The 25,599-nt window shown below is 41.3% G+C and carries 35 protein-coding genes; 2 read left to right on the top strand and 33 right to left on the bottom strand.

What is annotated here, in order from left to right; genetic code table 11:
• Positions 1-51: 51 nt before the first annotated feature.
• From PGLA_RS24850 to PGLA_RS24890, 10 genes are all read right to left on the bottom strand, one after another.
• Entirely contained in the window at positions 52-1,734 is a 1,683-nt protein-coding gene (locus PGLA_RS24850; RefSeq protein ID WP_068537876.1) for a terminase large subunit, read from the bottom strand.
• Complete coding sequence (locus tag PGLA_RS24855; protein ID WP_068537877.1) at positions 1,728-2,588, bottom strand: phage terminase small subunit-related protein; 861 nt, start codon at positions 2,586-2,588, stop codon at positions 1,728-1,730. The genes PGLA_RS24850 and PGLA_RS24855 overlap by 7 nt, the downstream gene beginning before the upstream one ends.
• A 91-nt stretch (positions 2,589-2,679) precedes the next feature.
• Positions 2,680-3,843, bottom strand: a complete 1,164-nt coding sequence (locus PGLA_RS24860; RefSeq protein ID WP_068537878.1) for a PIN domain-containing protein — start codon at positions 3,841-3,843, stop codon at positions 2,680-2,682.
• A 63-nt stretch (positions 3,844-3,906) separates the two neighbouring features.
• The gene (locus PGLA_RS24865; protein ID WP_068537879.1) at positions 3,907-4,122 is read right to left on the bottom strand and encodes a hypothetical protein; all 216 of its coding nucleotides are present in this window, start codon (positions 4,120-4,122) and stop codon (positions 3,907-3,909) included.
• A gap of 231 nt (positions 4,123-4,353) precedes the next feature.
• The gene (locus PGLA_RS24870; RefSeq protein WP_068537880.1) at positions 4,354-5,076 is read right to left on the bottom strand and encodes a hypothetical protein; all 723 of its coding nucleotides are present in this window, start codon (positions 5,074-5,076) and stop codon (positions 4,354-4,356) included.
• 115 nt (positions 5,077-5,191) lie between these two features.
• On the bottom strand, positions 5,192-6,490 hold the full coding sequence (locus PGLA_RS24875; RefSeq protein ID WP_068537881.1) for a site-specific DNA-methyltransferase: 1,299 nt from the start codon (positions 6,488-6,490) through the stop codon (positions 5,192-5,194).
• 89 nt (positions 6,491-6,579) lie between these two features.
• Positions 6,580-7,722 carry a hypothetical protein gene (locus PGLA_RS24880; RefSeq protein ID WP_068537882.1) on the bottom strand — a complete coding sequence of 381 codons (1,143 nt, stop codon included), beginning with the start codon at positions 7,720-7,722 and terminating at the stop codon, positions 6,580-6,582.
• A gap of 249 nt (positions 7,723-7,971) precedes the next feature.
• Complete coding sequence (locus tag PGLA_RS24885) at positions 7,972-8,538, bottom strand: hypothetical protein (RefSeq protein ID WP_068537883.1); 567 nt, start codon at positions 8,536-8,538, stop codon at positions 7,972-7,974.
• Between the two features lie 56 nt (positions 8,539-8,594).
• On the bottom strand, positions 8,595-8,735 hold the full coding sequence (locus PGLA_RS28450; protein ID WP_169810210.1) for a hypothetical protein: 141 nt from the start codon (positions 8,733-8,735) through the stop codon (positions 8,595-8,597).
• Positions 8,736-9,167: 432 nt separating this feature from the next.
• Positions 9,168-9,356 carry a hypothetical protein gene (locus PGLA_RS24890; protein WP_068537884.1) on the bottom strand — a complete coding sequence of 63 codons (189 nt, stop codon included), beginning with the start codon at positions 9,354-9,356 and terminating at the stop codon, positions 9,168-9,170.
• A 27-nt stretch (positions 9,357-9,383) separates the two neighbouring features.
• Between PGLA_RS24890 and PGLA_RS24895 the strand changes: the two genes are divergently transcribed.
• Complete coding sequence (locus PGLA_RS24895) at positions 9,384-10,526, top strand: hypothetical protein (RefSeq protein ID WP_068537885.1); 1,143 nt, start codon at positions 9,384-9,386, stop codon at positions 10,524-10,526.
• A 207-nt stretch (positions 10,527-10,733) separates the two neighbouring features.
• Here PGLA_RS24895 and PGLA_RS24900 read toward each other — a convergent pair whose 3' ends face one another.
• The 3 genes from PGLA_RS24900 to PGLA_RS28285 all read right to left on the bottom strand — a co-directional run bounded on the left by PGLA_RS24900 (position 10,734) and on the right by PGLA_RS28285 (position 11,750).
• A complete protein-coding gene (locus PGLA_RS24900) occupies positions 10,734-11,180 on the bottom strand; it encodes an ArpU family phage packaging/lysis transcriptional regulator (RefSeq protein WP_068537886.1) in 447 nt (148 codons plus the stop codon).
• A 109-nt stretch (positions 11,181-11,289) separates the two neighbouring features.
• Complete coding sequence (locus PGLA_RS28280; RefSeq protein WP_161487996.1) at positions 11,290-11,460, bottom strand: hypothetical protein; 171 nt, start codon at positions 11,458-11,460, stop codon at positions 11,290-11,292.
• Between the two features lie 146 nt (positions 11,461-11,606).
• Positions 11,607-11,750: a hypothetical protein gene (locus tag PGLA_RS28285; RefSeq protein ID WP_161487997.1), complete on the bottom strand. Its 144-nt coding sequence runs from the start codon at positions 11,748-11,750 to the stop codon at positions 11,607-11,609.
• A gap of 171 nt (positions 11,751-11,921) precedes the next feature.
• On the opposite strand from PGLA_RS28285, the gene PGLA_RS24905 reads away from it, so the two are divergent.
• Positions 11,922-12,437, top strand: a complete 516-nt coding sequence (locus PGLA_RS24905; RefSeq protein WP_068537887.1) for a DUF3231 family protein — start codon at positions 11,922-11,924, stop codon at positions 12,435-12,437.
• A 371-nt stretch (positions 12,438-12,808) separates the two neighbouring features.
• Here the strand turns inward: PGLA_RS24905 and PGLA_RS24910 are convergent, their stop codons facing one another.
• The 20 genes from PGLA_RS24910 to PGLA_RS25005 all read right to left on the bottom strand — a co-directional run bounded on the left by PGLA_RS24910 (position 12,809) and on the right by PGLA_RS25005 (position 25,373).
• Complete coding sequence (locus tag PGLA_RS24910) at positions 12,809-13,924, bottom strand: ICP22 family protein (protein ID WP_245700306.1); 1,116 nt, start codon at positions 13,922-13,924, stop codon at positions 12,809-12,811.
• Between the two features lie 2 nt (positions 13,925-13,926).
• Complete coding sequence (locus PGLA_RS24915; RefSeq protein WP_068537888.1) at positions 13,927-14,460, bottom strand: crossover junction endodeoxyribonuclease RuvC; 534 nt, start codon at positions 14,458-14,460, stop codon at positions 13,927-13,929.
• A 119-nt stretch (positions 14,461-14,579) separates the two neighbouring features.
• Complete coding sequence (locus PGLA_RS24920) at positions 14,580-14,777, bottom strand: hypothetical protein (protein WP_068537889.1); 198 nt, start codon at positions 14,775-14,777, stop codon at positions 14,580-14,582.
• The gene (locus tag PGLA_RS28455) at positions 14,774-14,932 is read right to left on the bottom strand and encodes a DUF6906 family protein (protein ID WP_169810211.1); all 159 of its coding nucleotides are present in this window, start codon (positions 14,930-14,932) and stop codon (positions 14,774-14,776) included. Before PGLA_RS28455 ends, PGLA_RS24920 begins: the two co-directional genes overlap by 4 nt.
• Before the next feature lie 11 nt (positions 14,933-14,943).
• The gene (dnaB, locus tag PGLA_RS24925; protein ID WP_068537890.1) at positions 14,944-16,353 is read right to left on the bottom strand and encodes a replicative DNA helicase; all 1,410 of its coding nucleotides are present in this window, start codon (positions 16,351-16,353) and stop codon (positions 14,944-14,946) included.
• Positions 16,322-16,666 (bottom strand): replicative helicase loader/inhibitor, encoded by a 345-nt coding sequence (locus PGLA_RS24930; protein ID WP_068537891.1) that lies wholly within the window; start codon positions 16,664-16,666, stop codon positions 16,322-16,324. Before PGLA_RS24930 ends, dnaB begins: the two co-directional genes overlap by 32 nt.
• Entirely contained in the window at positions 16,644-17,615 is a 972-nt protein-coding gene (locus PGLA_RS24935) for a MarR family transcriptional regulator (RefSeq protein ID WP_068537892.1), read from the bottom strand. The genes PGLA_RS24930 and PGLA_RS24935 overlap by 23 nt, the downstream gene beginning before the upstream one ends.
• A 43-nt stretch (positions 17,616-17,658) precedes the next feature.
• The gene (locus PGLA_RS24940; RefSeq protein ID WP_068537893.1) at positions 17,659-17,943 is read right to left on the bottom strand and encodes a hypothetical protein; all 285 of its coding nucleotides are present in this window, start codon (positions 17,941-17,943) and stop codon (positions 17,659-17,661) included.
• Positions 17,940-18,134 carry a hypothetical protein gene (locus PGLA_RS24945; RefSeq protein ID WP_068537894.1) on the bottom strand — a complete coding sequence of 65 codons (195 nt, stop codon included), beginning with the start codon at positions 18,132-18,134 and terminating at the stop codon, positions 17,940-17,942. The genes PGLA_RS24940 and PGLA_RS24945 overlap by 4 nt, the downstream gene beginning before the upstream one ends.
• A 195-nt stretch (positions 18,135-18,329) precedes the next feature.
• Complete coding sequence (locus PGLA_RS24955; protein ID WP_068537896.1) at positions 18,330-19,037, bottom strand: MBL fold metallo-hydrolase; 708 nt, start codon at positions 19,035-19,037, stop codon at positions 18,330-18,332.
• Positions 19,037-20,074, bottom strand: coding sequence for a recombinase family protein (locus tag PGLA_RS24960; protein WP_068537897.1), 1,038 nt, complete (start codon positions 20,072-20,074; stop codon positions 19,037-19,039). The genes PGLA_RS24955 and PGLA_RS24960 overlap by 1 nt, the downstream gene beginning before the upstream one ends.
• Positions 20,075-22,114, bottom strand: a complete 2,040-nt coding sequence (locus tag PGLA_RS24965; protein WP_068537898.1) for an AAA family ATPase — start codon at positions 22,112-22,114, stop codon at positions 20,075-20,077. It lies immediately after the preceding gene.
• Positions 22,111-22,443, bottom strand: a complete 333-nt coding sequence (locus PGLA_RS24970; RefSeq protein ID WP_068537899.1) for a hypothetical protein — start codon at positions 22,441-22,443, stop codon at positions 22,111-22,113. The genes PGLA_RS24965 and PGLA_RS24970 overlap by 4 nt, the downstream gene beginning before the upstream one ends.
• On the bottom strand, positions 22,440-22,847 hold the full coding sequence (locus tag PGLA_RS29300; RefSeq protein WP_245700309.1) for a hypothetical protein: 408 nt from the start codon (positions 22,845-22,847) through the stop codon (positions 22,440-22,442). Before PGLA_RS29300 ends, PGLA_RS24970 begins: the two co-directional genes overlap by 4 nt.
• Before the next feature lie 56 nt (positions 22,848-22,903).
• A complete protein-coding gene (locus PGLA_RS24980) occupies positions 22,904-23,155 on the bottom strand; it encodes a hypothetical protein (RefSeq protein WP_068537900.1) in 252 nt (83 codons plus the stop codon).
• A gap of 217 nt (positions 23,156-23,372) precedes the next feature.
• Positions 23,373-23,621: an AbrB/MazE/SpoVT family DNA-binding domain-containing protein gene (locus tag PGLA_RS24985; RefSeq protein ID WP_281197467.1), complete on the bottom strand. Its 249-nt coding sequence runs from the start codon at positions 23,619-23,621 to the stop codon at positions 23,373-23,375.
• Positions 23,622-23,640: 19 nt separating this feature from the next.
• Positions 23,641-23,925 carry a hypothetical protein gene (locus PGLA_RS24990; protein ID WP_068537902.1) on the bottom strand — a complete coding sequence of 95 codons (285 nt, stop codon included), beginning with the start codon at positions 23,923-23,925 and terminating at the stop codon, positions 23,641-23,643.
• Positions 23,922-24,191: a hypothetical protein gene (locus tag PGLA_RS24995; protein WP_068537903.1), complete on the bottom strand. Its 270-nt coding sequence runs from the start codon at positions 24,189-24,191 to the stop codon at positions 23,922-23,924. Before PGLA_RS24995 ends, PGLA_RS24990 begins: the two co-directional genes overlap by 4 nt.
• Before the next feature lie 10 nt (positions 24,192-24,201).
• Complete coding sequence (locus tag PGLA_RS25000) at positions 24,202-24,708, bottom strand: helix-turn-helix domain-containing protein (protein WP_068537904.1); 507 nt, start codon at positions 24,706-24,708, stop codon at positions 24,202-24,204.
• A 206-nt stretch (positions 24,709-24,914) separates the two neighbouring features.
• A complete protein-coding gene (locus PGLA_RS25005; protein ID WP_245700311.1) occupies positions 24,915-25,373 on the bottom strand; it encodes a hypothetical protein in 459 nt (152 codons plus the stop codon).
• Between the last annotated feature and the right edge of the window lie 226 nt (positions 25,374-25,599).

Genomic DNA, 25,599 nt, shown 5'->3' on the forward strand with positions numbered 1-25,599 from the left:
TCTTTCATCCCCTTTTGAAATTTGAAACCATTGTGATTCATCACTCATTTACTATATCCACCCCGCTTCCTCTTGGGAGTCTTCCTCATACTGCTTCCTCATTTTCTTCTCATACCAGTCAAACCATTTGCCAGCGACTTGTCGTAACTGAAGACATATGGAATATGCCATAATACAGTCATCATTACAGCCTGTGTCTGCCTCGGGCTTTCCGTTCTTATCGATGAAGGTCAGGCACTCCTTGTACAGTTCACGGCAATGGATGGGATAAAGTTGATCCCGGATCGCTTCCTTGAAATCACTGATCATCACTGGGCGTGTAGCCGGATTGGTGTTCCAACCTAGATCCTTCTTCTTACACATAAACAGTAATGGGTATTGACAGGTGTTGAACAACGTATTAAGAACGGATTCACCTGTGTTGTTATTCTCTACACCCAGCAAGGCCATATTATAATAACGTCCCAGGGTATTAAGTTTCTTACCATATAAATCCGTATCCCATTTACCACGAATAACAGCACACATTTCCCCAGTTCGTTCCTCAATGACATAAGCGACGTCGTAGTCACCGCCCTCTTTACCCTTAGCTGTATCTGCGCCGATAATGTATCGCTTACCTTCTTCAGGTATGCGAAAGACGCGCAGCTCACCTGAGTCTGCACGGATGACTTTATCTTTGATCTCATCAATTTCATACAATCGACTCGGTAAAAGCAACGCATCAATGAGCTTCTGGATAAATTCGTTATCAAAGATACCCTCACCAGATAACAGGAACGCCTCCATTGGATCAGAAGGATACTCCTGCCTAAACAACCGTGAGTCACCGTTACAATCGTTTCGGATTGTGAATCGGCGCCACTGGATCTGCTCATCGTCCAAATCATACTTATTCTTTAATTCCTGCTCCTCGTGTGTCAGATCAAAATCCGGAGGAACTGGCTTCCTATAATCTGGCATCTCAAACCAAGCGAAGAACAGCGGTGTGAAATCATTCTCTCCCTCAATGGCAGCATCCCACATCTTTTTAAAATCATCCATACCGTTGGCCGTTGATTCAACTACACCGAGCGTCCCTGATTCTTTCGATAGTGCAGCAAAGATGGACAACAAATGCTTCTTCTTCTTGGAAGCAGGCCAGAACGCGACCTCAGAAGCATGTAAATAATGAATTGTTCCTGATCGTGCAAGGACCCGACTCTCTGCACTCTGCACCGTGATCTTTGATTTAAGTCCTGGATTACGGCGCTGCTCAAAGGGCTTCTTTGACGGATTCTCGAAGGTTAGTTGCTTCGTATTGTTCCGCTTATGCATTGGCTTAATCGTTTCCGGCACTCGCTCAAAATAGAGTTGGAACATATCATATAAGTTCCCTGATGCGTAGGAGTCCTGAGCAACAATAAAGGCGTTCTTTGCTTCCTGAAGTGACGTGAGGTAATAAATGATTGCTTCCGTCACTGTAGAGAATCCCATTTGCCGCGCCTTTAGAATAATGATCCGAACAGGTTTTCCAGCCAGAATGTCCTTGAATACTGTATTTGCAAATTCGATTTGCGCTACGTTCAATTCAAAAGGGACAATCTCCCCTGTCTTCGTTTTGATCTTCAGCATACGAAAACAAAACTGTTCGAAATGGGTGAGGATCATCTTTAGTTCGGCTAGTTTCTCTGGTCGGTCCTTTAATTTACGAGATATCCGTTTCCGATGCTCCTTTGCAAGTGTGATTACCACCCTAAATCATCCCCATCATCGTCATCTTCTTCACCGTCCCCTTCTGGTTTATCAGAGCCGTATACTTTGAATTTCTCCAACTCCAGCCGCTCCCTAGCAATCGCCAGCTTCTCCTTTTCCTGCTGCAGGTTGGTGATCAGGTTGATAACCCTTATCTTCTTATCTCGGGTCTTCGTGAGAGCTTCCTCTTGCTTCAGGATCTTATCCAGCTTAGATACAACAATTGTGGTAATCTCGGTAACCTTCATGCCTTCAGTCAAAAGAGATACAATGGACTCTTTACCTGTTTTGGGATTCGTATAAGGAACCTTGTCCTTGCGCTGAAGCAACTCCTCTTTGATCCTAGACTCTTCGTCCGTCATGCCTGCTTCTAGCAACTTAATGCGCTTCAGGTGGCGACGTTCCTGCAGGGAGAGCATCAATAATTGTTCTTCAGCCTGAACGATCGGTGAGGTATCAATCTGCTCCAACAGTTCCTGTTCCTCTTCATCAAGAGTATCCATAAAGATAGTTTCATACATCCCTGTTTTGAGAGCCTTCTTGTTTCGATATGGACCACCCGATCCACCTTTATTCCCTTTTGCGTTCTGATTACCAGGTGGAGCACCTCCACGATTACCTATAGCGTTTGTGTTCCCTTTGGGAGCACCGCGTTTATGTGGAACGTTCCCTTTAGTCTCAAGTGGAGCGATCCCTTTGAGATCATCTTCCCATCGATCCAGTGATTTCCACTTCCGGACCTTACTTTCCCCAACAGAAAGAGCAACCGCGATGTCTTTAAGCTTCATCGTCCCGCTGCTCTCAAACCACATTAATTTTGCCTTGTCCCGGTCGGGACTTCTTTCTCTGGCCATGTTACATGTCACCACCCCCGATGAAAAAAGGACAAGCCTTGTGGCTCGTCCCTTAAGCTAGTATAAATTTTGATTTAATAATCCTGAAATGTTAATCTTCGCTCAAGTAGTCTTCATAAATAAAAGTAAAGTCAGCCCGTTCTATTATATTTAAATTGTCAAACTCCAGAGATTCTATATGAACGAAATCTTTACCCATCGTAAAAATAAATGCGGAAACCATTTGAGCAGTTTCAGAACCAATTGTATACACACGGTTGCTATAATCTTCAGATTCATCGATAGATACTTCAATATCTACAAAAACATCACCATTGATAACGACCTGGTCTTTCACAATTGTAGTAGTAATTTCTTCAGAAATTCCCGCTAGTGTTACAGAGTTAATTCTAACTTCCATACTACCAAACAAATCAATATTTATGAGACTATCTAAAAAATGATTCTCTTCATAATTCATAAATTCCTCTAATAATTGTTTTGCAAAGACATTTTCGAACTTGTCTTGAATGAAGTCTGTATCAATTTCATTCGTAGCAAGCCATTCAGTTATATCTGCAGAAGCGGTATATGTCTCTAATTTCGGTTCATTTTTGAGAATATCATCTGAAGTTACGTAGTGACTAAATCTTGTTGAATCCTTAAGCAGTTCCGGATGAATAGTATTTTTAATCTTATTATCACAGAAATCAGATGTATTTTGAGTAATCAAAAAACAATTAAATAGATCTTTATCCTCGGCATATTTGACGTAAGAAAGCCATGTTATTGCATCCCTAAACTCCTGTTTCTTTTCACTAAAAGGCTTAACTCGCTTAATCGACCTTTCCACAAGAATAGGTAAAAGATCGTTATCAAATTCAATGATTTCAAGAATTTTTTTTTCGATTATATCTTCATAAAATTCATCAAACTCCTTCATGAAGTCTTCCTTAGTACAGTTTATTTTTACGGTGTTTAATTTCAATGGGTAATAAATCTCTAATTCAGATAAAGCCTTTTCTAATCCACTAATATGCTTTATTACATTATTCTCAAAACCATTCCTTGTCTCATCATATACAACTTTTGACATAAAAAGAGGAAATCCATGAATTTGGGAAAGGCGAATAAGTTGAGAATTATAGTTTTTCTTGAAGAATGGATCCCTATACGTAAGGGTTGTATCTAGGAATAAATGTATGGGCTCTTTTTCCAAATGACTCACCAACTTTACAAATAATCTATATCGATATACCAATTCGACATAAACCATTAAAATTCCTGTTATTTTATGACTGCATTAATCCTAAATAGATTATTCTCCCGAAAATAGGAATTACAACTCATCTTTCTGCAATTCGATATCTATTTCAATAAGTTTCTTCAGGTCATCGACCGTCTTAAACTCAATCCGTCCATCCTGAAAATCCTTTACCCACTTGGCTATTCCAGCTTTAACAATCTTTCGATACTGTGCTTTTGATTCCAGGATTCCGGCCATGACTTCAAGCTCATGCTGCAACATTAAATTATTTTCATCTGGTGTTCCCATTTACGTATCCCTCAGCTTTCCGTTATGATGGAATGCGAGATAGCGGATGTCTGCAAAATGCCACGCGTGGCGCGCCGCTATCTCAACCGGGGGATACCCTGGATGATTGGGAGGACGTTAACGCATCCTCCTTTTAAATTTGGGTATAAGAAAAACCGCCATTTATTAGGCGACTGTATTTGAGCTGTTTTATCCCGTTAGCTAAGCTCTAGCACAATAATTTCAAGATCCTTAAAGGTTGGGATTAAAGTACATCATTCCCGGTAGCTCGTCCCAAAATTCTTTAAGAGCTTCCCCGTAGGTGAAGATCTCATTTTCGTTCACATCGAGAACCCTTTCATTCAGTGTGCTTAAATACAGGTCCATTGCCTTTGTCCCGCCTACATGGCGAAAGTAATCTGGTCGCAGTTCTTCAAGATTTGATGCTGACTTCCCATCACCATGTTTAATGACGTTTTGTAGTAACCGCAGTTCATCAATTTTAGCCCAGGATTTTAGTAACTTCATATCGACACCACATTGTAGAAACATCTCTTTAATATCATCAATACCACGGGTGCAAAACGTTTTGAATTCGACACTCCCTCCTTTTTCAATTGTGAATTTGAGATGACTAGTTAGTTCCTCGAACACTAGCTTTCTTACTTGTTGTTCCCAGAATTGATACAGCGTAGAAATACTCATAAGTTTGGTGTTGTATTGCATAAGCGCCATACCTTCCCAATGTTGATATCCGTATTCCTTTGCTGCTTCAGCAAAATCAAGTTGATCGAGATATTCAGAATTAGAAGACTCATCTAACTCACAATAATGATTATACGCCTGTACTTGTGCTTCTTCATCAATATAGTCAAATGTAGGTGAGATTTTTTCAATATACGTTTGAACAAAAACAGAAATACATCTTTTTAATTGTTCTCGTTTACTATCCGGAAGGTAAATAAATGCCTGCATTCTGAATCCTCCTTGAATCTCTTATGGTATAAATATATCGTATAAACCATATTCAAGAAATATATAATCCCACTTTCCTTTCTGATAGCAATAAGCCAATCTAAAACTATCTTTATTAAACCACGGAATTAACACGATAAAGAAGAACAGGCTCAACACCTGTAGATTCATGGTACCTCTTCTTAATGACATCACAGAAGATCGGATCAAGCTCCATTGTCCGGCATGTCCTGCCAAGTTGATCACAAGTCATAAGAGTGGATCCGCTACCGCCAAAGAAATCTAGAACCTCATCGCCTTGCTTACTGCTATTTCTAATTGGAATGGCCAGAAGCTCCAATGGCTTCTGTGTAGGATGAACGTATTTACTAACGTCACCTTTTGAAACCTCCCATACCGTATCAGGTACAGGTTCCTCCCCTGGTAACCCAGAACGCCATACTGTAGTCTGACAACGATCCCCATACCAAGCAGGAGCCTTGCCTTTAAGATGGGCATAAAACACTGGCTCATGTTTGAATCGATACTGTGCCCATCCAAAGGTGGCCGCATTCTTAACCCAAATGCACTGACAGCGAGCGATAATGCCAGCAGCGTTCATAGCATCTTCAAACTCCCGCTGATATGATGAGGGATGGAAAATGTAAATAGCTGCAGTCGGGTCCATGACAGTAGCATAACGTTCAAAGACAGCATGCAAAAAGCCTGCAAACTCCTCTGCAGGCATATCGTCATTCATTATGGAGCCGCGACCATCGGCTGATAAACGAGCAGAACTGCTTTCTACTGCGACATTGTAAGGTGGATCCGTAACAACCAGTGCCGCCTTCTTACCGTCCATCAGCCGCGTAACATCTTCCTCACTAGTAGAGTCCCCACACATCAGGATATGCCGGCCAAGCTGCCATACATCGCCCCGCTGCGTTTCTGGTTCTTTGATATTGTCCAAAGCTTTTTGAACGTCGAAATCATCCTCAATTACTGGTTCCTGTATATCAGGAGTACCAGGAAGGCTATTGATCAACTCTTCTATTTCCTCAAACTCAAATCCGGATAGAGATACATCAGCTCCACTCACCTGCAGATCATCCAGTAGTCGGGCCAGCGCTTCATCATCCCAACGACCAGAGACTTTATTTAATGCAATGTTCAGAAGCTTCTCTTGTTGATCGTCCAAGTCCACGACGGACACTGCCAACTCTGTACGGCCCTGTTCATTGACCATGATCTTATAACGCTGATGACCGCCGACCATATTTCCAGTACGCTCGTTCCAGATGATCGGATCGATATAGCCGAATGCTTCAATAGATTGCTTAAGCTTCTCGTACTCTGGATCTCCGGGCTGAAGGTCGACCCGGGGGTTGTAAGCTGCTGCATTAATCTGATCTATTGGCACGAATCTGATGTTCATTTCAATACCTCCATTGGTTATATATCAACAAAAAAAGGACCAGCTACTTGGCTCGTCCTCAAAAATTAATGTTTTGAGAATTTAAACACTCATATTTCAAACATGTTTCGCAGAGTATTCTTTAAACGCGGAAAGTAATGAGTGTTATGTTGCTCACCAACAATGTCAGTTACATCCGTTGGGTAAACATGATTCCTGGAAATTTCTAATGGTCCAGTTACTCCCATAGCTAAATGCCCCGTAGCTAATGTGTATGCTATATTTAGCACATAATCCAATCTTGAATACCAAACGCTTGTGCCATATTTAACTTTATCATCAGTAGGACCCGCTATAAATGGAGCTAGTTCGAAATCTCCTGAACTCGAAAAAGCATTAGCCGGCAAAGCCGCTGCCATGCATAGCCATAAAGCAAATAGTTGTGTGCTCGAATCCTCCTCGATAAAAATCTGTCCAGCCGAGGCCAAAGTAAAACACCCTAATGAATGACTCAAAGCAAAGCCTTTATTATTCGTTTGTTTGTTGTGCTCAGATAACTTTCTAAGAAATGGAACTATATAATCTCCTGTTTCTCTTGCTCTATCCTCTAACTCTCTCCACAAAACTGCTTGAATTAGTGGTCCAGAATCACCATCTTGACTGACTCCAATTAGTGACTCAAAAGCTGCCTTAATTATAGTTTCATATTCATCAGTAATTTTTGAATCGTAACTCACTAAATAGAGCTCATGATTCTGATATTTTGGATGATTAAATAGGCTTACTCGACCATTAAAATCTTTAAAGAAATTATAGGCAGAATTAATACCTGACTCATAGTCCATTCCGTGCACAAACAAGCAAGGGTGTTTCTGATCAGCAAACTCAAAATTATTAGGATCTATTTCGATGGCTGATTCAAGACGATTATAGTTCTTTAAATAAAATATCTTTGGATCCGCCCCTTTTTTCAATCTCGGGGATACAATTTTCCAAACCTCATTAACAACCTCTTTTGTAATATAGTTCGAATTCCACATGACTCTTAAGCTGGTAGTCTGGTACTCTAGGTACCTTTTCATCGCAATGATGCGAATTTGATCCATTGAGGCATGACAATTTGAGGTGTGTCCAAGAATAGCCTCAATATCATCCAAAGTCTGATTCCAAATCTTCTTCCCCTTATTTTCTAAGTTTTTAGTTTCACTTTTTAATTTGTTAGATATTTGGCCTAAGCTTCCTCCAATTTTCATCCGAATCCTCCTTTTTTAAATAAGTATTCGGAAAAATGTAAAACTCTATACTGAATTATTTTGAGTTGAGTTGGTTTTTCATCTTGGGTTTGGCGTAGACTCAGCGACAGTCCAACGGAATCATACCCGCCTTGCCCTTATATCGCTCCCATCACACATAAGCACGTTCTCTATGACAAGGGCTGAGAATGGCTCACAGAAGGACAATTGCTGGCATATAGAAGCATCTTACAATGTGCCCTCTTTTTTTTATTTCATATGCTTTTTTAGCTCTTCTTCATTATTCTTGGCATATCGTTCAATCTCTTCTTTATATAGATTTAACAAATTATAATTAGTACGATATGTACCTTTAAATGGCTCATTGAGATGGCCTTCTTGATATCTATTCAAATCAATTTCACATTGCTTCTTAAAAAATGTTATTAACGACTTCATCTCCAAGTACGCCTTGTATATATCTTGAGGAATATAGTCGTCATTTATTTGGTTTAATTGGTATATAGAAGTATTTAATGATTCAATATTATAAGGCAAAATTTCCATTCGATCATGAATACTATAGGTATCAGTTTCCATTATCTCAGCAAGTCTTTCAGTTGTACTTAGAATTCGAACAAACCATTCATTTAAAACATAATAACTCTTTAAAAAGTTTTGCAGTTCATTAACTCTACTCCTTTTTAATTCAAGATTAACCTGTCTCTTAAACAAATAAATTGCAATTCCACCTGCAAGTAGACCTCCAAAAAAACCTCCAAATGTTTGTATCCATGCATCGGGACTAATATTTAGAGAAAGTGTATTGATACTCATGCCATTTTAACCTCCCTTATTTGAACACATTTCGACATTTAGGAAGGTTTTCCCTTCTAAACCCTACGCCACCACTTAATACAACGCGGCATCATACATACTTGCTTCATACCATCCCAACGACCCCAATCGCATCCCTTGCACTTAACTGGTTGCTTATACACCGGTGGATCCTTAAGCCTCTTTAACTTCTTCATCACTATTCCTCCTAAAATCCTAAATTATAAAATAGAAAAAGCCGCCCCATAAGGAACGACTTCGTCTGAATATGTACGTTATTTCATGATTTCATTACGATAATCGATAATATTATTACTAAAGAATGGCGTCCGTAACGTCCGCAGCAAATGCGCTTTGCTCTTTGCTTTAAAGCGTACGTACTTTGTTACAAAGAAGGACAAGACCATTTTAACAAGTTGCTAAAATCGGAGTCAAACATCTCAACACCAGTTATAGATACTCTATGCCACTGGTCCCCTGTGGTTCTCTTGTTTACTTACTCTTTCACTAAACATGCTGTCCGTCTTGACCACTTCAGCTCCCTCTTATTTCTTTGACTATTGATGCCCATTATATAGGAAGGATTTCCCATGAAATATGTCGAAAGTAGTAGGTAGAAAGGAGTCTCTTTATCTAATAATGTCTATTATTGGAGTTGATGCATTGATTTCAAAGTCAAAGGGTTCCCCGATCTTGTTGTTATCTTCATCTAGTTCAACCACAAGAAGGTTGCCCTCGATTAGTGAATCAGTGTGACCAAGAAGAACTTTATATGCTCTTCCGCCCTTCAATTCCAAAATATCACCTTGTCTAATCATACTCAAAATCCTTTCTAGGAGGTTTCTATGTTAAAAGACACTAGAGTTAAAAAAAGTGAAATCATTCAATTACTCGATAAGGGTCAAGAGTTTGAACAAGCTATTTTCGATAATTTTTCTGGTGAAGAGTACGCGGGACTTGATGAGTACTTGAATACCACTGGTATCAAAAATATATTTGATCTTTTAATACCCCGAGTAACATGGACAAAAGAAGATTACACCAAAAAAAACAGTGAAGTTACTATTATCGGTACTGAAACAGATGAAAATGGTTTTACTCAACTCATTATTGGACTAGATGGAGTTACAGATACCTTTACAACTACATCAGAAGCAATAGGACATTTGTTTACGCCTATTAAAATGATCCAATACGCGAAATATCTATTAGATGATTCCGAAGAACATCTAGAACTACTACTTTATAATTTTAATTATTGGTTTAAGGAGGTTAATCCAAACGATCCAATACTAATAAGAACAGTAGTTGAAGATGGGAAGAGAATAGTTCGCTGTTTCGCTACAGCTGCCTATAAACCGATTGATAACCATGTTCTTTATTACACCGCTCTATGGGCGCTTGAACAGCTTGATACGACATTCCGTTTAGCATTACCTAGAATCAGTCACTCTAGTATGAAATTAGACTTTATTTCAGATGAAGAATTGACTATTGATGGTATCGGAAAGCTTAGTTATGGATTCACTTTGGTTAATAGTGAAGACAAATCTAGAACTGTAGGTTTTTACCCAACATTTGATTTAGTTAACAATGATGGTACTTCCGCAACGTTAATAATGGATAAACCAATAACGATTGTTCATCGCGGGAAAACAATTGACCCAATTATTAGGAGTTTAGAAGAAATTAAAGACATTAAAGATCATTTAACTTGGGTAATTAGTGTAATAAAAATTGCACACAAAACTAAAATTGATGATATTTTTGCTTATAGAGTTCAGCAAGAGATAATCAGTATTATTGGTAAACGTGAATTTGATAAATTTTCTAACAAGTTTACTGAAATTTCTTCCAACAATACATTTAATCTTCTTCAATTTTTTGGTCGTCTTAATGAAATGAATGTCTCCGATGAAGATCAAGCAATAAAAGTGAAAGTGTTGTTTTGGAAATTCCTTGAGAAGTACAAAAAAGATAAGAATTAAATCATCCATTATTCCCTGTCAAGGATAGATCATTTAAAAGTAAAATCTACATGAAGCATAGAAAAGGCGAGAAGATTTACGCCCCAGTTTAGTGCTACATTCAAGCAGCTGTGCGTGTCATTCTCGCCTATTTCTACAATACAAATATAACATGTAAAAAGTCCAAAGATCGGACATAGACCGGACAAAAAGCGGACACTCTCTCTACTAGTCGTCTTGTAGCATAACCAGTCCAAGCATTCCTGCCAAACGGTAAATTGCCACGGACTTGATACGACGGTAATGCCGATCGCTATACCCTAAATTTTCCGCTACATCATAATCCCAAACATCGTCATCATCCATGTATCGATTACGGATAAGCTTTTGTTGCCTTCCCCCAAGGCGACCAATTGCTTTCTCCGCACGCTCAATATGCCTCCGTCTTCGATCCGGTTCATCCACATTACGAGTCGCAATATTCCCTGTCTGATCACTTGTGGTACCCGTGTTTCCTCGAGGCATGTCGCTATATACTGCCGTCATAGTTGGTTCATCCGGGATATATTCTGTAACTATATATTCTCTAGCCTGCTGCAGATATTTTTCAACAGCGTCTCTAGTGGCTTCCTCGTCGATCCGGTGGATATCGAATGATAATTGTTGAGCTCCCATTCCCCTCATCCCCTCATGTGTTATAATTCATGAGAGGTAACAATTACTGATTGACCCCCGCGCCCGGCCAGGTAATGGGGGTCTTTGCTTTGTGACTATGCATTAATCCTTACGATCGATTATTTAGTAGATCAATTGCTTCCCGATCTGTTAGTCCATATTTTTCTGCTATCTCTCGTCCAAGTCTTTTGAAGTCCCCTACCGTTTTGCATTTTTCTCTCATTAATCTAATTCCATCAAGTTGGCCCAAAGTTATATTTTTATATCCTTCAGTTTTCATTTCTTCCCTCCCAGTCTACCTAAATATTTGTAATACATAGTACAAGTGGTGTAGGAGAGCCTACCCCGCTTGTAGAGTCATCACCTATCGTGGTCTACGGCTCTCTTGGATTAGCTCCTTCTAGGTGATTCAGGGATACCACTTTCTCAAACGGGTTCGTTATCTATGTTTTCAAATGCTATTAGAGCCATATCTGTTTGTGGCATACCGTCGTAGCAATTTCCTATGCCCCACTCAGGGTGAATTTGATGCTTAACTTGTATTAGAACTTTATTATCGTCTCGTGCCATTACCGTTCATCCTCCTTAGGTTGGGAGAGGCTATACCTCAATCCCGATTTCAATTTCCTAATACGGACCTTTTGGCTAGGTTATTCGGGTAACACTATCAGTCTTACATTAAAATTATTTTCTTGGACATAATAACTACGTTGAAAATTATGAATTGAAGGAGCTAAAATAATGGGTATTTTAAACGGCAATCCGAAAGATGAACCATTGCATTATGGTGAAATTTTTAGTGTATGGAGTGGCTCTGTGGTTGCCAGAGGAGCTGTATCATGCTACCAAGCATTTTTAAACCACGCTGGTGACAAGGACCTTAAAAAAATACTTAATGATCTTATTGATCAAGCAAACCTAGAGATTAAAGAATTTGATAAACTACTTACTGAAAACGGAATTGCTCCCGCACCAATCATGCCTGAAAGACCACCAGTAAAACTTGAAGATATCCCTGCTGGCGCAAGATTTACTGATCCTGAAATAGCTGCTAAAATTGGCGCAGATGCTGCTATTGGGCTGGTTGCTTGTAGCCAAGCTATGGGTCAATCAATTAGAGTGGATGTTGGTGCTTTATTCGCTAAATACCATCTCACTACAGCAGCTTTGGGAGTTAAGATCCTTGAAATCAGCAAGGAAAAAGGTTGGCTAATCCCTCCTCCTCTTCAAGTGAAGAGACCTGAATCAGAAGCTTAAATGTAATTTATAGTCCTGCTCATTGAGCAGGATTTCTTTGTTTAGGTTTTACACCCTATAATTGTGTCATGACTCGGTATCCCCTTAATGCTGTTGCGCTTTATTCGTACTGTAAGGCTGTCCACTACCGCTCCTTTGTCCACTCTTGGCATTCCGAACAATACATAGATGGCTTCAATTGTAATCTCTCCTTTGTTGCACTTTATGTGTCTTTTACGCATTAGTTAAACCGGACCCACTTAGTCCGGACACATAAACCTTCCAGTGGCATTTATATCTTCAGTCCTCTCTCAAAATAGAATGTATGTTTGGTCACAAGGCCGTAACTTGCCCGTTCCGGATCCCTGTGACCCAGATTGTAAGGAAGAAGCCTAAGCTGCTCCACCATCTTTCATCATTTGTGTTACACGCTTTTTATAAGCGGAATACTTCGAACTGATCTGAGTACTAGGCACTCCTGTTTCCCTCGAAATATCCATCCACGTCTTACCATCCTCTTTACGTTGTTTCAGAAGCGATGGGAAATCGAACGGGATATCTTCGAATGTAGGACGATTGGTTAGAATGTAATGCTCCAGCTCATCTTTATCGATTACTACTACTGCCGGATCCGCCCCTGAACTATCTTGTTCGTTTGATTCGCCATTACCGCTACTTTGAGCACCATCGTTGTACTTATCCTCGCCATTCAGACCTATTGGATCTTCGAAATCTAATTCCTTATTACCAGAGGAACCATCGCCCTCATGCGTCTGATCAGGAATATCGGAACCATCTTCAGTAGCAGGTTCGGTTTTCACTTCACTCTCTGCATTTTCTGGATTTTCTTCTGCAGGCGTATCACCCGCGCCATTTTTGTCTTCTACACCTGGGGCATTCTCTACTTTAGTGTTATGGTCATCCTTGGCCGTAGGCTCCGCCTGAACTTTACCCTTACGCCATTCATCCCATTTAGCAGCTAATGGTGCCACACGCTTTCGGTACTCATCTACCATCATTACAAAGATACCAACACCCATATCTTCTTCACCAGCAAGCTTCAGGTAAGTGTCGCCTTCGTTAAGGCGTTCTGTGATCTCAAGGAAATCATGATTCAGATCATCATAATGTGGAGCCATACCACTCAAGATAAAGTCATTTATAATGTTAAGATCAATGGTAGCGGCTTCTTCCTTAGTTTCAATTCTCTCGGCAGGAAGTCCCAGATCAAGAGAAAGTTGCTCGCCTTCGGGCTTGGCTACTGTGACAACACCGCTACTATTGATCGCATACCTGGTAATCGGTTTACCTGTCATTGCATTTTTCATGACTTTATACGTCACGACCTGGGAATCTAGACCCCCAATAACCTGCTGCTCCAACATGCTTTGAAGTGTGTTGTACTGACCGTCCAGCACATATGCAGGGATGCTGATTGTAACTTCTGTTTCTTCAGCCGACTTTAGATTGATCTTTTTAAGTGTTCCTTTGAAATTTATAAAACTCATGATTATGCCACTCCCTTAATGAATTTTTGGTGATAGGCCCAGCAAAGTGCGATAGCGTCCGAAGGATCAAAGCGACGCTCTTTAACATCGCCTGCTTTATACTTGCCTTTCGGATGGTTAAGCTTGTACAACACCGGCACAGCAATTTCGTCATAATCTATGTCAAATAACATCTGCATTTCTAATGCCACGGTTTCCTTATCTGCGTTACCCTTACCCGTCTGCATCTTAAGCTCTGTCGGTCGTATTCCTTCTACTGGCTTTCCAAGATGGAGTGCAGCTAACGTGACCATCGAATATGCTCCGACAAGTGCCAGTACACTATTTGCATTTTTGAAGTGAACCGGACGTTCCAACACCACCATATCCGGATCTTCCTGTTCTATCAGTCGAAATGTATCCTGGTAGATAGCATCTAACACTTTAGGCATCTCTATCTTTGAATAATCTCTTAATCCAAAATCAATAGGCTTTCCGTTTTGCATCGTGGCCCATCCTGCATAGTTGGTGCCGTGATCTATTCCCATTGTCTTCATGTAATTGCTTCCCCTCTTTCCGAACCGGTTTCATCCACGGGTGGATCATATATACCTCTCCGATCTGCCGTCCCTCATCGTCATATATCAATTCCCACGGAATCTCTTGGAAGAATGGATCAACCAACATTTTGGACACCGCCACTTCGATCACAAATCACAGACTCAAATTCCGCAATTCCCTCGAGCAACACCGAAGCATCAATCCCCTTGAATTTAGTTTCCAGCTCATCATGAGTGGGCACTTGTCCGCTGTTCATGAAGCAAATCTTCATATACTCATACACAGACCAACAACTCCAAATCTTCCCCATCATGCACCCCTCCGTAACGTTCTCGGCTTCCCTGAGAATCGGTTAATAATTACTAATTCTGTCGTAGTGTCTCGTTCCACCAACCAGTTTTCAACAATTAAACCGGCTAATTTTATGTCTATCTTCTGCCTACGTGTAGGTCGCTTACCGCTTTTCATCTTTGTTCCCCCTAATTCGCCCACCGGCGTTTATTTGTATCCTTCACCTCAGGTTGTTTTGGCTGACTGTCATGTGCTCGTTCGTAATTCACAAATTTATTGAAGTTCTTCAGGAATACGAGCTCTACTGTTCCGACTGGACCATTACGCTGCTTAGCGATAATAATTTCGATGATATTCTTTTTCTCTGTGTCCTGGTTGTAATAGTCATCCCGGTACAAGAAGGCAACAATATCCGCATCCTGCTCAATGGATCCTGACTCCCGAAGGTCAGACATCATAGGGCGCTTGTCCTGTCGTTGCTCTACTCCCCGACTTAGTTGGGATAAAGCCACCACCGGAACTTCCAGCTCACGAGCAATCTGCTTGAGGGTACGAGAGATTTCAGACACTTCCTGCTGGCGGTTCTCACCACGTTTACCAGATCCAGCAATCAGCTGCAGGTAATCGATAACAATAAGTCCTAGTCCATGTTTTTTCTTAAGTCGGCGACATTTGTTACGAATTTCGTGGACCGTAATCGTTGGAGAGTCATCGATAAAAATGTTTGTCTCACCCAACACACTAACCGCACTCGCTGTCCGCTCCCAATCTCCGTCCTCGAATTTCCCTGTCTTGATCTTGCTAGCGTCCAGGTTACCCTCTGCACTAATCATACGATCTCCCAGTTGTGGAGCTGACATTTCCAAACTAAAAACTGCCACGGTCTCGTTCGTTTTAACTGCAACGTTCTGTGCAATATTTAAAGCGAATGCCGTCTTACCCACCGAAGGACGAGCAGCGACGATAATTAGATCGTTTTTTTGGAACCCAGCTGTCATAGCATCCAAATCACTAAATCCACTAGGTATGCCTGTGACACTCCCGTTGTCCTTATTGGCAAACCGTTGCTCTATCCCGTCATAGGAGTTCATCATCACTTGGCGTATCGGCTTGAATTCTTGTGTAGGAGCTGCCTGGTCGGATAACTTAGCCGCTGCCACTTGCATGTTGGCGATCACTTGCTGTGCATCACCGCTCTCAACCGCATCGATGAACTGTTTCCTGGCCGCTTCGATCAGCTGGCGCAACATGTATTTATCCTGCAGGATCGATATGTACTGCTCAATGTTTGCGGCGGTAGGAACAGAATGAGCCATACGGGATAAATAACTCACCCCACCAACTGTGTCCAACTTCCCTCGATCGTTCAGGTGTGATGATAAAGTGACGATATCTATTGACTCACCTGCTTCAGATAGCTCGATCATGGATTCAAAGATGTTCCGATGGGCTACATTAAAAAATGACTTAGGTTGCAACAAGGATGCTTCTTCCATGGCTTCCCCTGCTGCATCGATCAGGACGGCGCCTAATACAGATATTTCAGCGTCTTGGCTATTCGGTGGATCAATCTTCTCGAGTTCTGCCAAGCTTTGCATATAATGCCTCCCTCATTCCTGTTGGTGGTGGAACAGCGGTCTTCTTCCACAATTCGAGTTGTGCAAAATAGGCTTGTGTTTCTTTACGCATCCGAGTTCGCTCCAGTTGTTCACCCTGTCTGCCGCGGATCTCCGCAATGTTTGGTGGCCACTTTTCCGTGAGGATATGTTGTTCAACATTCGCTCGAGCAGTGTCAAATGGGAAATCATTTAGGTATTTGTGGTGATGATCGACACTTTCTTTGCTAGTGTCAATGCTAGGATAAGCACGTCTAAGTAACTCTAAGAGGTCAATGACCTGCAATTTGTTCACGCCGTATCTCCTCTCGCATTCTTTCAAGTTCATCCAAATCACGCTGTTGTTTTGTCTTACTTTGTTTCCGTTCGGGGTATTTCTTTACCGAACCGGAAGATTCGGAATTTGCAATTTTAATATCATTCAGTAATTGATTCCATATCCCGTCGATTACCTTCTGACAATAAGAAAAAAGGTTGATCTCGGCTGACTCCCACCGCTTCTGTTTGTCGTGCCTTGCAAATGAAAGGTCTATCCCAAAGAAAATGAACTCTATCGGAATCGCTATCTTAGCAAGTAGCATCATAGGTTTATAATCAGCAGTTGATGATGAAAGCTTGCCTTTCCGATTAAGGTAATAACGATCGATTTCACTAAACCGCTTGGAAACGGATTTTTCATCGAGATGTATTTCGTTCAATGGCATGGAAGCCAAAACGGTTGTTAGAACCCCGCATCTCTCATTTGTAAATCGATGGTCATCTAATCCATCTATCAATCTATCAATCAAGATCTTTATAATATCTTTATTAGAGTGGACATTTTTGTCCAAGAGAGTAGACATTTTTGTCTCTTCTCTACCCTCCAGAGTGGACATATCTGTCTCTTCTCTTTCTTCAGAGTGGACATTTTTGTCCATCTTATTTCGATATTTTTTAGAGTTCCTAACGGTGAAAATGAGACCATATGGTGCTCTAGTAACTCGTATATAACCATGATCTTCGAGCGTATCAATCCATCTTGAAATTGTCTTCCTCGCCACTCCGAACTGTTCTGATAGATCATCAAGTTTGATAGGCTTATTCCCAAGGACAATGCCCCAAGATACCCCTTCCTCATCTTCCTTATCTTTGGTTACGGAGCTGATGCACCAAAGGAATAGCCATATCGCTGTGCTTATTTTGTTGTAGTGTTCTGGCTCTAATAAACCGGAGTAGATTGGAAAAGGGTAACTATCTTTGGGCATACTCTTCATCCCCTGCCTATATTGCAATAATCTTGATTATTAGTTAGTCTCTTCGTACACTATGAACCTGTACATCTAAGCGGCCATTGAGACCATGAGCAATCTGCATTCCTACCTTAATACCCTGTCCAAACTTTTCTAATACTGCATTAATAAAATCAGGCATGTGGTCCGGTTTACCTTTAACTGCTACATGAGCCCCTAAAGCATATGCGAGAGCTTTAAAGTGCTCAGCAACAGCTTCATCACCTTGTTCAGTGGCTGCATCAAGTAATGTTTCTAACTGGTCAAATACTGCATTACTAACCTCTTGCTTAGTCGTAGTCATATAGCACGCTCCCTCATGGTTCTTTCCTTCCAGTCCTTATCACCTAAGCAACGACTTGGAGTAACTTCGAAGTACCGACGACCAAGCACGTAAGACACAAATCTATTAGTGCTTTGCTCGTAATACATGCCGTTCAGTACAGGACTTGGATCAGTTAGTGTAAATAGATCAAGCTGCTCAACATTACTCATCGACCTATCCCCCTATCGTCTCGTAAAAACACTATTGGATATTTGACCCTTACAACTGACCATCCAGGATATCCAAGGGCGAAGTACGCCCTAGTCTCCCGTTTAAACTCTTCCGGATCCGTCTGCATTAACCGCCAAATTCGATCACCCATCATGCTCTTCATCAGAGGCTTGTCCTCTATCAAGGTGTATCACCTACCTATCAGCCACATAGACCAACTTGCCTGTTGTCTCCTGTATTTCACTTTTGAATCTATCTGCGTCTGAATTTCCGTCTGATAGATGGAGTAGCCATATCTCTTGAACCTTGCTAATGTCGTTAGCGCGAAGGAACCCCTTAACATGCTCTAGACCGAAGTGAGAACGAAGCAAACGTTTCTTTTGTGCTGGATGCAGATCACCTGCTGTGACCCTACGGTTAACGATATCCAAGGAATAATTACATTCGACCATTACGTGAGTTAGCCCAGCAAATCGATACCTGCAGTAATAAGTGTCTGTAAGGAATACCAGCTTATCGCCTACTGTATTAGCTAGGACGAACCCCAATGGCTCCTCTGCATCGTGCTCAATCTCAAACGCCTTAATAGTCCATGTGCCTATCACGAATTGCTCGTGCGCCTTAATAGTCTTCAATCGATGCCCTGAAAGCTTCAATGCATCGGCCGTGCCTTGGCTAGTGTAGATGTTAACACCAGCCTTCATAACATCCTTTGCAGCCTTGCTGTGATCTCCATGCTCATGTGTAATCAGACAACCAGCGATCTCCGACATGCGAAACTCCAACGCTCGTTGGAGTGATTTAAATGTGAACCCAGCTTCCAGTAGTAGGTGAGTTTGACCATCGCTAATGCGATAGGCATTACCAGCGCTGCTGGATCCGAGACAAGTAATGTTTATCATCAGAAGTCAGGACCTTCACCGGTCTTTTTCAGAGGTGGTACATCATCAGAGAAGTCCATTTCATCCTGATTAGATCCCTCTTGCTGTAGGTCAGGATCAGGATCTTGTGAAGTCTTAGTTACTGGATCAGGAGTAATGTCGATGATATCTCCATTGGCATTGGCTCTAATCTCCTGTGCAACCTCAGCTTCGGACAAATCACTCTCCATTTGTTTCAAGCGAAGGTAATCGTCATCGATCTTCTGTGAGTCAATCGTGATATCGTTGTAAGCAGCTCGATAGACTGTTTTCAAACACATCTTTTCACGCCAGCCTTCAACCTGTTCCTTACCGACCTTCTTACCGTTCTCCCACTTGTCTTTCTCGCCACCCCAAAACTCAGGGCTAGCATGGTCAGGTTTACGCTTTTCAATATCCTTAATCGTCATGATGACGAGCTTATTCTTTTCAGGAGCACTTGAGTAAAGGTGATAATAGAACCCACCTACTATCTCTCCACGATCAAAGGCATTCACAATTTCAAATTCATAACCTTCGTATTTATTGTTCATGTCCTTCTTGATCGGATTGAATTTATCGGACGAGTAGACCAATTCCACTGCAACGTGGTCAGGTACATCCATACCATACTTAGTTGACTTAAGTTCAATGCCACGATAGCCTTCAATGAAGGCTATATCATATTTGTTGGTGTTGTTATTCTTAAAGGGAATAAGGTTGATGTGATTAGGTTGTGAAGGGTCAAATCCTACTCTTGCCATAGCCACCACATCACGGGCAAGCTTGTCCATATTCACATTAGCCCAGGTAACAGGCACTGCATCACGGTACTTCTCAGCTTTCTTTAAACGCTTCTCTTCGGTCGTCTTCAAGACTGAGTCAAGAGCAATGAAATAGTTCTGCGCAAGACGCTGTTGAAAGTTAGTTAATGCAACCTCACCTACGTTGGATCCAAATTCCGAAATAACTTTAGTCATGAAGCGTTCAGATTGTGTTGGTTCTTTTTTTGCAACTGCTTGTTCGTTCTCGGTAGTCAATTAGATCGCCTCCTTGGCATTTTTTAAAGTACGTACAATGGCACCAAGTTCATTATTGAAGGCCTGCTCTTCATTGCTTGGTTTAACCCGAAGTACCTTGTCTTTCTCAGATACTACCAACCGAATTACTTGAGCATCTGTGTCGATCAGCTTCGTCACCGACTCAGCGTTATCGAAGAAGATTGGGACTGATACTTCGTAGTACTCACTTAGCGTATTTATAATGTCCAGACCAACGTTGTACTCAGCTGCGTTGTTTAGCCCACTACCGTAAGGAACGCCATTAAATAGCGTGTCACAGACTTCTTTCAGCCCTCCATTGATCTGTTCTTCGAACAATCGGAACCGTGCATATTTGAATTTCGAGTTAATTTTAGAATCTAGCAGAGATACTTTAGTTCGAGTAAACTCTTCTGTTAAGAACAACTCTTCTTGCAGTCGCTCGTATTCAATAGCCAATTTCTTCTCTTGTTGCTCCAATACGGCAATCCGTTCTTCAGTCTTACTAATCTGCGCAAATTTAGCATTCTCCTCTTGGAGTTTGAGAAGGTCAGTATTGAGAGATGAAATTCCAGTCTGTACCTTACAGATTGTTTCTTTTGCAGAGTCCTGTAGAGAAACAATCTCCTGCTTAATCCTTGCTGACTCTTCAGTTAACCTTTGATACTCTGGATCAGCTCCAGGGTCCTGAATTCCAGACCGTAGTTCTGTAAGTTGAGCTTCGGCTGTAGTCAGATCCGTTTGTTGAATAGCTAACATATCAGCCAAACCATTTATTTCAGCTAGCAACCGGCTATTCATCTGTTCAAGTTGATTAGTCTCCTCAGTGGCAGCCTTACCCTTAGCATTGATTTGTTCAAGTCTTTCAGATTTAGTTTTATTGAAAGAAGCGACTGCCTTTTGGAAAGCATCTTGAATTTGTTCTTGGGGTAAAGCTTGTCTACACGTCGGACAATTCTCATCGTGATCATGTCCCTCAAATACTCTTCCGTTTATTTCTGTCCACTCGGCTCTTAACCGTTCTGATTCCAGCTTATTAGAATCAATCGTTCTTTTGTTTGTCTTAATACGATGTTGCTTATCGTCTATCTCCCGACGTAATCTATCGACTTCAGATTGTAATTGGCCAACTTCCTTACGCTTTACAGATACCTTATCCAGGACTGTCGACTGCAGGGAATTCTTAATGGAGATCAACTCACCCTCGATTTCACGCAGTCGTTTTTCTTTAACAGCTGACTCTCCACCATTCTGAATTCGTAAGATCTCCGATTCCTTGCTTTTAATCTGAGTACGTATATGATCTATATCTTCCTGCAATAGTTCCTGGTCCAGATCAGTAACGTCAGGCTGACTCCGTTGAGCTTCACTAATCCGGATTGGAATATCCTTAATCTCGTCGTTGATTGCTTTACACCGAGCTGTCACAACCTTGCGATGTGCTTCAACGTCTCGATCATCCAAAATAGATGGGAGACGTTCTAGGGCATTGTTCGAATGAATAACCTCTGCATCAGAGATATCTCCACAAATTTTCAGTAATTCCTTGCGACGCTCTTCCTTTTTCAATTGCTCGTTGAAAAATGTAGGACTAGTGAGAAGCTTGAACAAATCCTCTTTGATGATCGAATCAACTTCCGCCTTATACTCACCTGCATTGTAAGGCACCCCATCGATGTGATAGCTCGTTGTATGTCCTGTGAATTCTGAGGTTAGTGCTCCACGCTTCTTTGTCCATTGTTCACTAAATACTCTACGAAAGGTTTTTCGACGACCATTGATCAATAAGTCACCTTCTACCTCATGTTCCAACTTGTGCTGCCTTACCTTACCAGCAGCATCTAATTCCTTAATCTCAAAATCAGATTTATTACTACTGTCCTTACCGAACAATAACCATATGAAGCCATCGAACAAGGTTGTCTTACCAGTGCCGTTATCACCAAATGCATCTGTATTGAAGCCTTTGGTATCAAAGATATAATCTCTAAATCCCTTAAAATTACGATACGTCAAACGTTCCAATATAATTTTTTTCATGCGACGTCCTCCTTAAGCAAAGAAGTTACAGCTTGCAGTGCTCGGAATTCATCTCTGGACCTTCCAAGGCGAGTTACTGCGTTCTTCAACTCCATTTCAGCATCTGTTAAACCCTCACGCTCATTCAAAGTATTCAAGCGCATCTGAGCCGACCTGATCTCTGCGTTCTTACCATCAATCATATTGCCAAGTAATAAGTCATCCTCTTTTTGCTGAAGCAACTCCTTTGCTGATACCAAAGTTGCATTTGCCTGTAACACTACTTCCTCAGCTGTTGCGATCTCCGCAGGCAGCGACAACAGTCTGTTCACAATCTCTTGCTTATTCATGCGATTGCCTCCTCTATAGATTGATTTATCTCAGCATTCAATATCTGCTGTTGATCTGGTGTTTCCGGGTAACGAATGCCATCTAAGTATTGATTAAATACATAAGCTGCTTCCGCAATCTGTTCATCCGTTAGATGGAGATTAATACAATCAGTAAACGTCCTAAAGGATACAACTGCAGGTGAATAGTTATTTTTAGGTGTGATCCCTACGTCAATTGACTCACCGTTGGAATTAAAAGATGCTGCAATTCCCAAACCAATCACTCCCTCTTGTGTAGTACGCCCCCAATCTGCTAATATGGGGGCAAGTGAATTTTTAATGCCGATGACCCTCTGGTAAGGGTCATTTTTCGTTTTCACAATCCTCGCAACTTCTCGGATATCCGGGTTCTTCCATGTCATCCATATAAGAACCGCACACATCGCACAGCAGGCCGTTCAAAATCATTTCTGTAACCTCACCCATTCGTTTGCACCACCTCATCGTCATGTACTGCGATCTGCTTGTAATCCAGGATCACCGGAGCATTTTCTATACTTGCGATCAGTTGATTGTCATCCCCTAGAATCAGGTACTCGGAATGAACGCTGTTGTCCAATCTAACGCCATCATCTTGGATCTCAATAATTTCTTGCCCATCGATTTCAGTCCCGACTTCAAACACTCGTGTCGGATTGCTAACCACTGTTAACTTTTGAATAACTTGCATGGCTATTCTCCTTTCTAATTGAATCAAAGTAGGCAAGGGACTCTCACCCTTGCATGGAGCGTTTTAGGTAGCCAGTTTCTGTATATCTAGTGCGGATACTTTGCCTAGTTTCTGTTGCAGGCCGCTCCTTACCTAATAGCGTCTATATTCCGCCACCACCTTGGATGCTTAATCGCACCTCCGAAGGTCCACCATAGTGGACCCTCACCAGCTGAGATCAAACAGATGGAGCTTCTTCCAAACAAGATTTACAAACGATCTTTCCTTTGAAGTTCACCGTATCCTCCGCATTTTCACAAAAGATACAAGCAGGTTCGTATTTCTTCAAAATGATTCGTTCCTTATCCACGTAAATTTCCAAAGCATCTTTTTCACCAATGCCCATCGTCCGTCGTAATTCTATCGGTAAAACCACTCGTCCTAGCTCGTCCACTCTTCTAACAATTCCAGTTGATTTCATATAAATTAGCTCCTTTTAATAGTTTTTATTTGAAACGAATTCGAATCGCTTCTATCGCAAGATTTAAGTTGTAAGAGTCCAAATAGTCCATATCAGATAGATTTGCTAGTTTGTTGCTTTCATTGAAAAGATGAAGCGCAAGATTGAGCATGAATTTTTCCGATTGAGACCACGGCTTTGATACCTCTCGCAACTTACGAATGTGTACAATACGTTTATCTATGTCAACGTACCTCGTGGTTAACAAAGGTGATAATCTACCATTGTTCTTGAATAAATGAAGCATTGAAGCCCAACGACGATCCATCATGCCGTTTCCCCCTTGCCCTTATGACTCTCAGGGGTTAAAATAGACGTAACGAGATTCTTTAATCGGGTTCTCAATTGTGTCCGCCCTAGCCGGCGGGCATTTTCTATTTCTGCCTCTGCAAATCTAATCATCATGTTCAAGTACGCTTCTGCATTCTCCACTTTATCTGGCAACATCTTTGTTGGATTCTTCCGGATTACCTCCAGGTTATAGTTTGCGTTTCTTCCAGCCTGCTTTGCTTCTTCAACCAATTGAGTTCTATCCACATCGATTCCCTCATTTCATATATTTTTTGGCTTTTAATTCGGCACGATGTTCCTTCCAAATCCCCAACCAACTGAATGTGTATTCCTTACAAAGTACTGCAACATGATGAGTGAGGGCTGTTATTGCCTCAACACATTCAAAAATTGTGACCTTGATCGCTTCACGATCCGCCGCAGTCAATTGATCAGGCCGTTTCATGATGGGTGCAGTCTTCATTGCGGCCAGTGCCTCTTCTGCTTCTTCCATCGATTTATAATGTGTAGCAGCTCTATGTAAGTCTGAGTTGTCCAACCATGGAACGCAGGCACCGTCGGTGACCTCCTCTTGTGCTGCCAAGTAAAGGCGCGGTTCATCAAAAGTGGTGGCCGTCCGTAACATGAAATCCTTCGGTGCTGGACGCTTTCCATTCTCGATTTTGGCGACGGAAGAGCGATCTAGAAATGTTTGCTCAGCGAATTCTTCTTGCGTCAAACCTTGCTGCTTACGAAACTCATGAAATACATCTCCTATAGACAAATTATCTCACCTCCCTCTGTTCGATAGCATCCGATAAACTGGACAATATCGCTCCATTTAAGACTTCGAATTGGACAATATGGCTCGCTACTATAGTTGTTTTGTGGCGTTCGTTCGGGATAAAATTTAGTTATGAGTAATTCCCTTCCCCCCTCATCGTCATCCCCTTAGCCGCTGGCAGCCAGTACAGCTCCGGCGGCTTTCTTCTATGCAACGCCACCCTTTCTGTTCCTTACCCATGCTTCACCAGCATTCTGCCTAACCCACTCTGTATGTTCATCGATCCACGCAAGTAAAGATTGCGTTGGTACTCTCGGATTACCAAACTCACGAATTACTGGAAAGTCTTCACGATTCAATAACTCGGAAGCTTTTGTATTTTTAATGTCTAACATATCCATCAACTGATTCTTGGTTAGTAATGGTGGCAGACTTAATTTAAAAATATGGCGTTCTAATGCTTGGTCTACTGCCGTATTAATAGCTTCTTGCAATTTACTGAAATCCATATCCACTTTGAACATCGAAATGCCAGGGTCCATACTGAATGATTTCAAATTTTCATCGGGGTCTTCATCTTTCAAATTCAAACCGCAGATTTTGCAGAAGCTATCTCCCTCAAATATCTCGCTATTTTTGCAGCGTGAACAAATATGTTTTTTCATTTAGATCACCTCCTTACGCTCAGTTGTTGTGGATTTTAAAACTAAACATTTCCGTTTTGGATACTTTCAATTATAAAGATTCGTGTTTTTTCCAATTTCTAAAACAGAACGGCTCAGCACGAACACAAGCGAACTATTGATTGTTATAAAATGTTTAATACAATTCGTACACATTCATTTATAATCGTTTTTCACATACGAACTGGAAATAAACTGAATACCCCTT

Origin of the sequence: Paenibacillus glacialis (genome assembly GCF_001637205.1) — a bacterium.
GTDB classification, from domain to species: domain Bacteria; phylum Bacillota; class Bacilli; order Paenibacillales; family Paenibacillaceae; genus Paenibacillus_AQ; species Paenibacillus_AQ glacialis.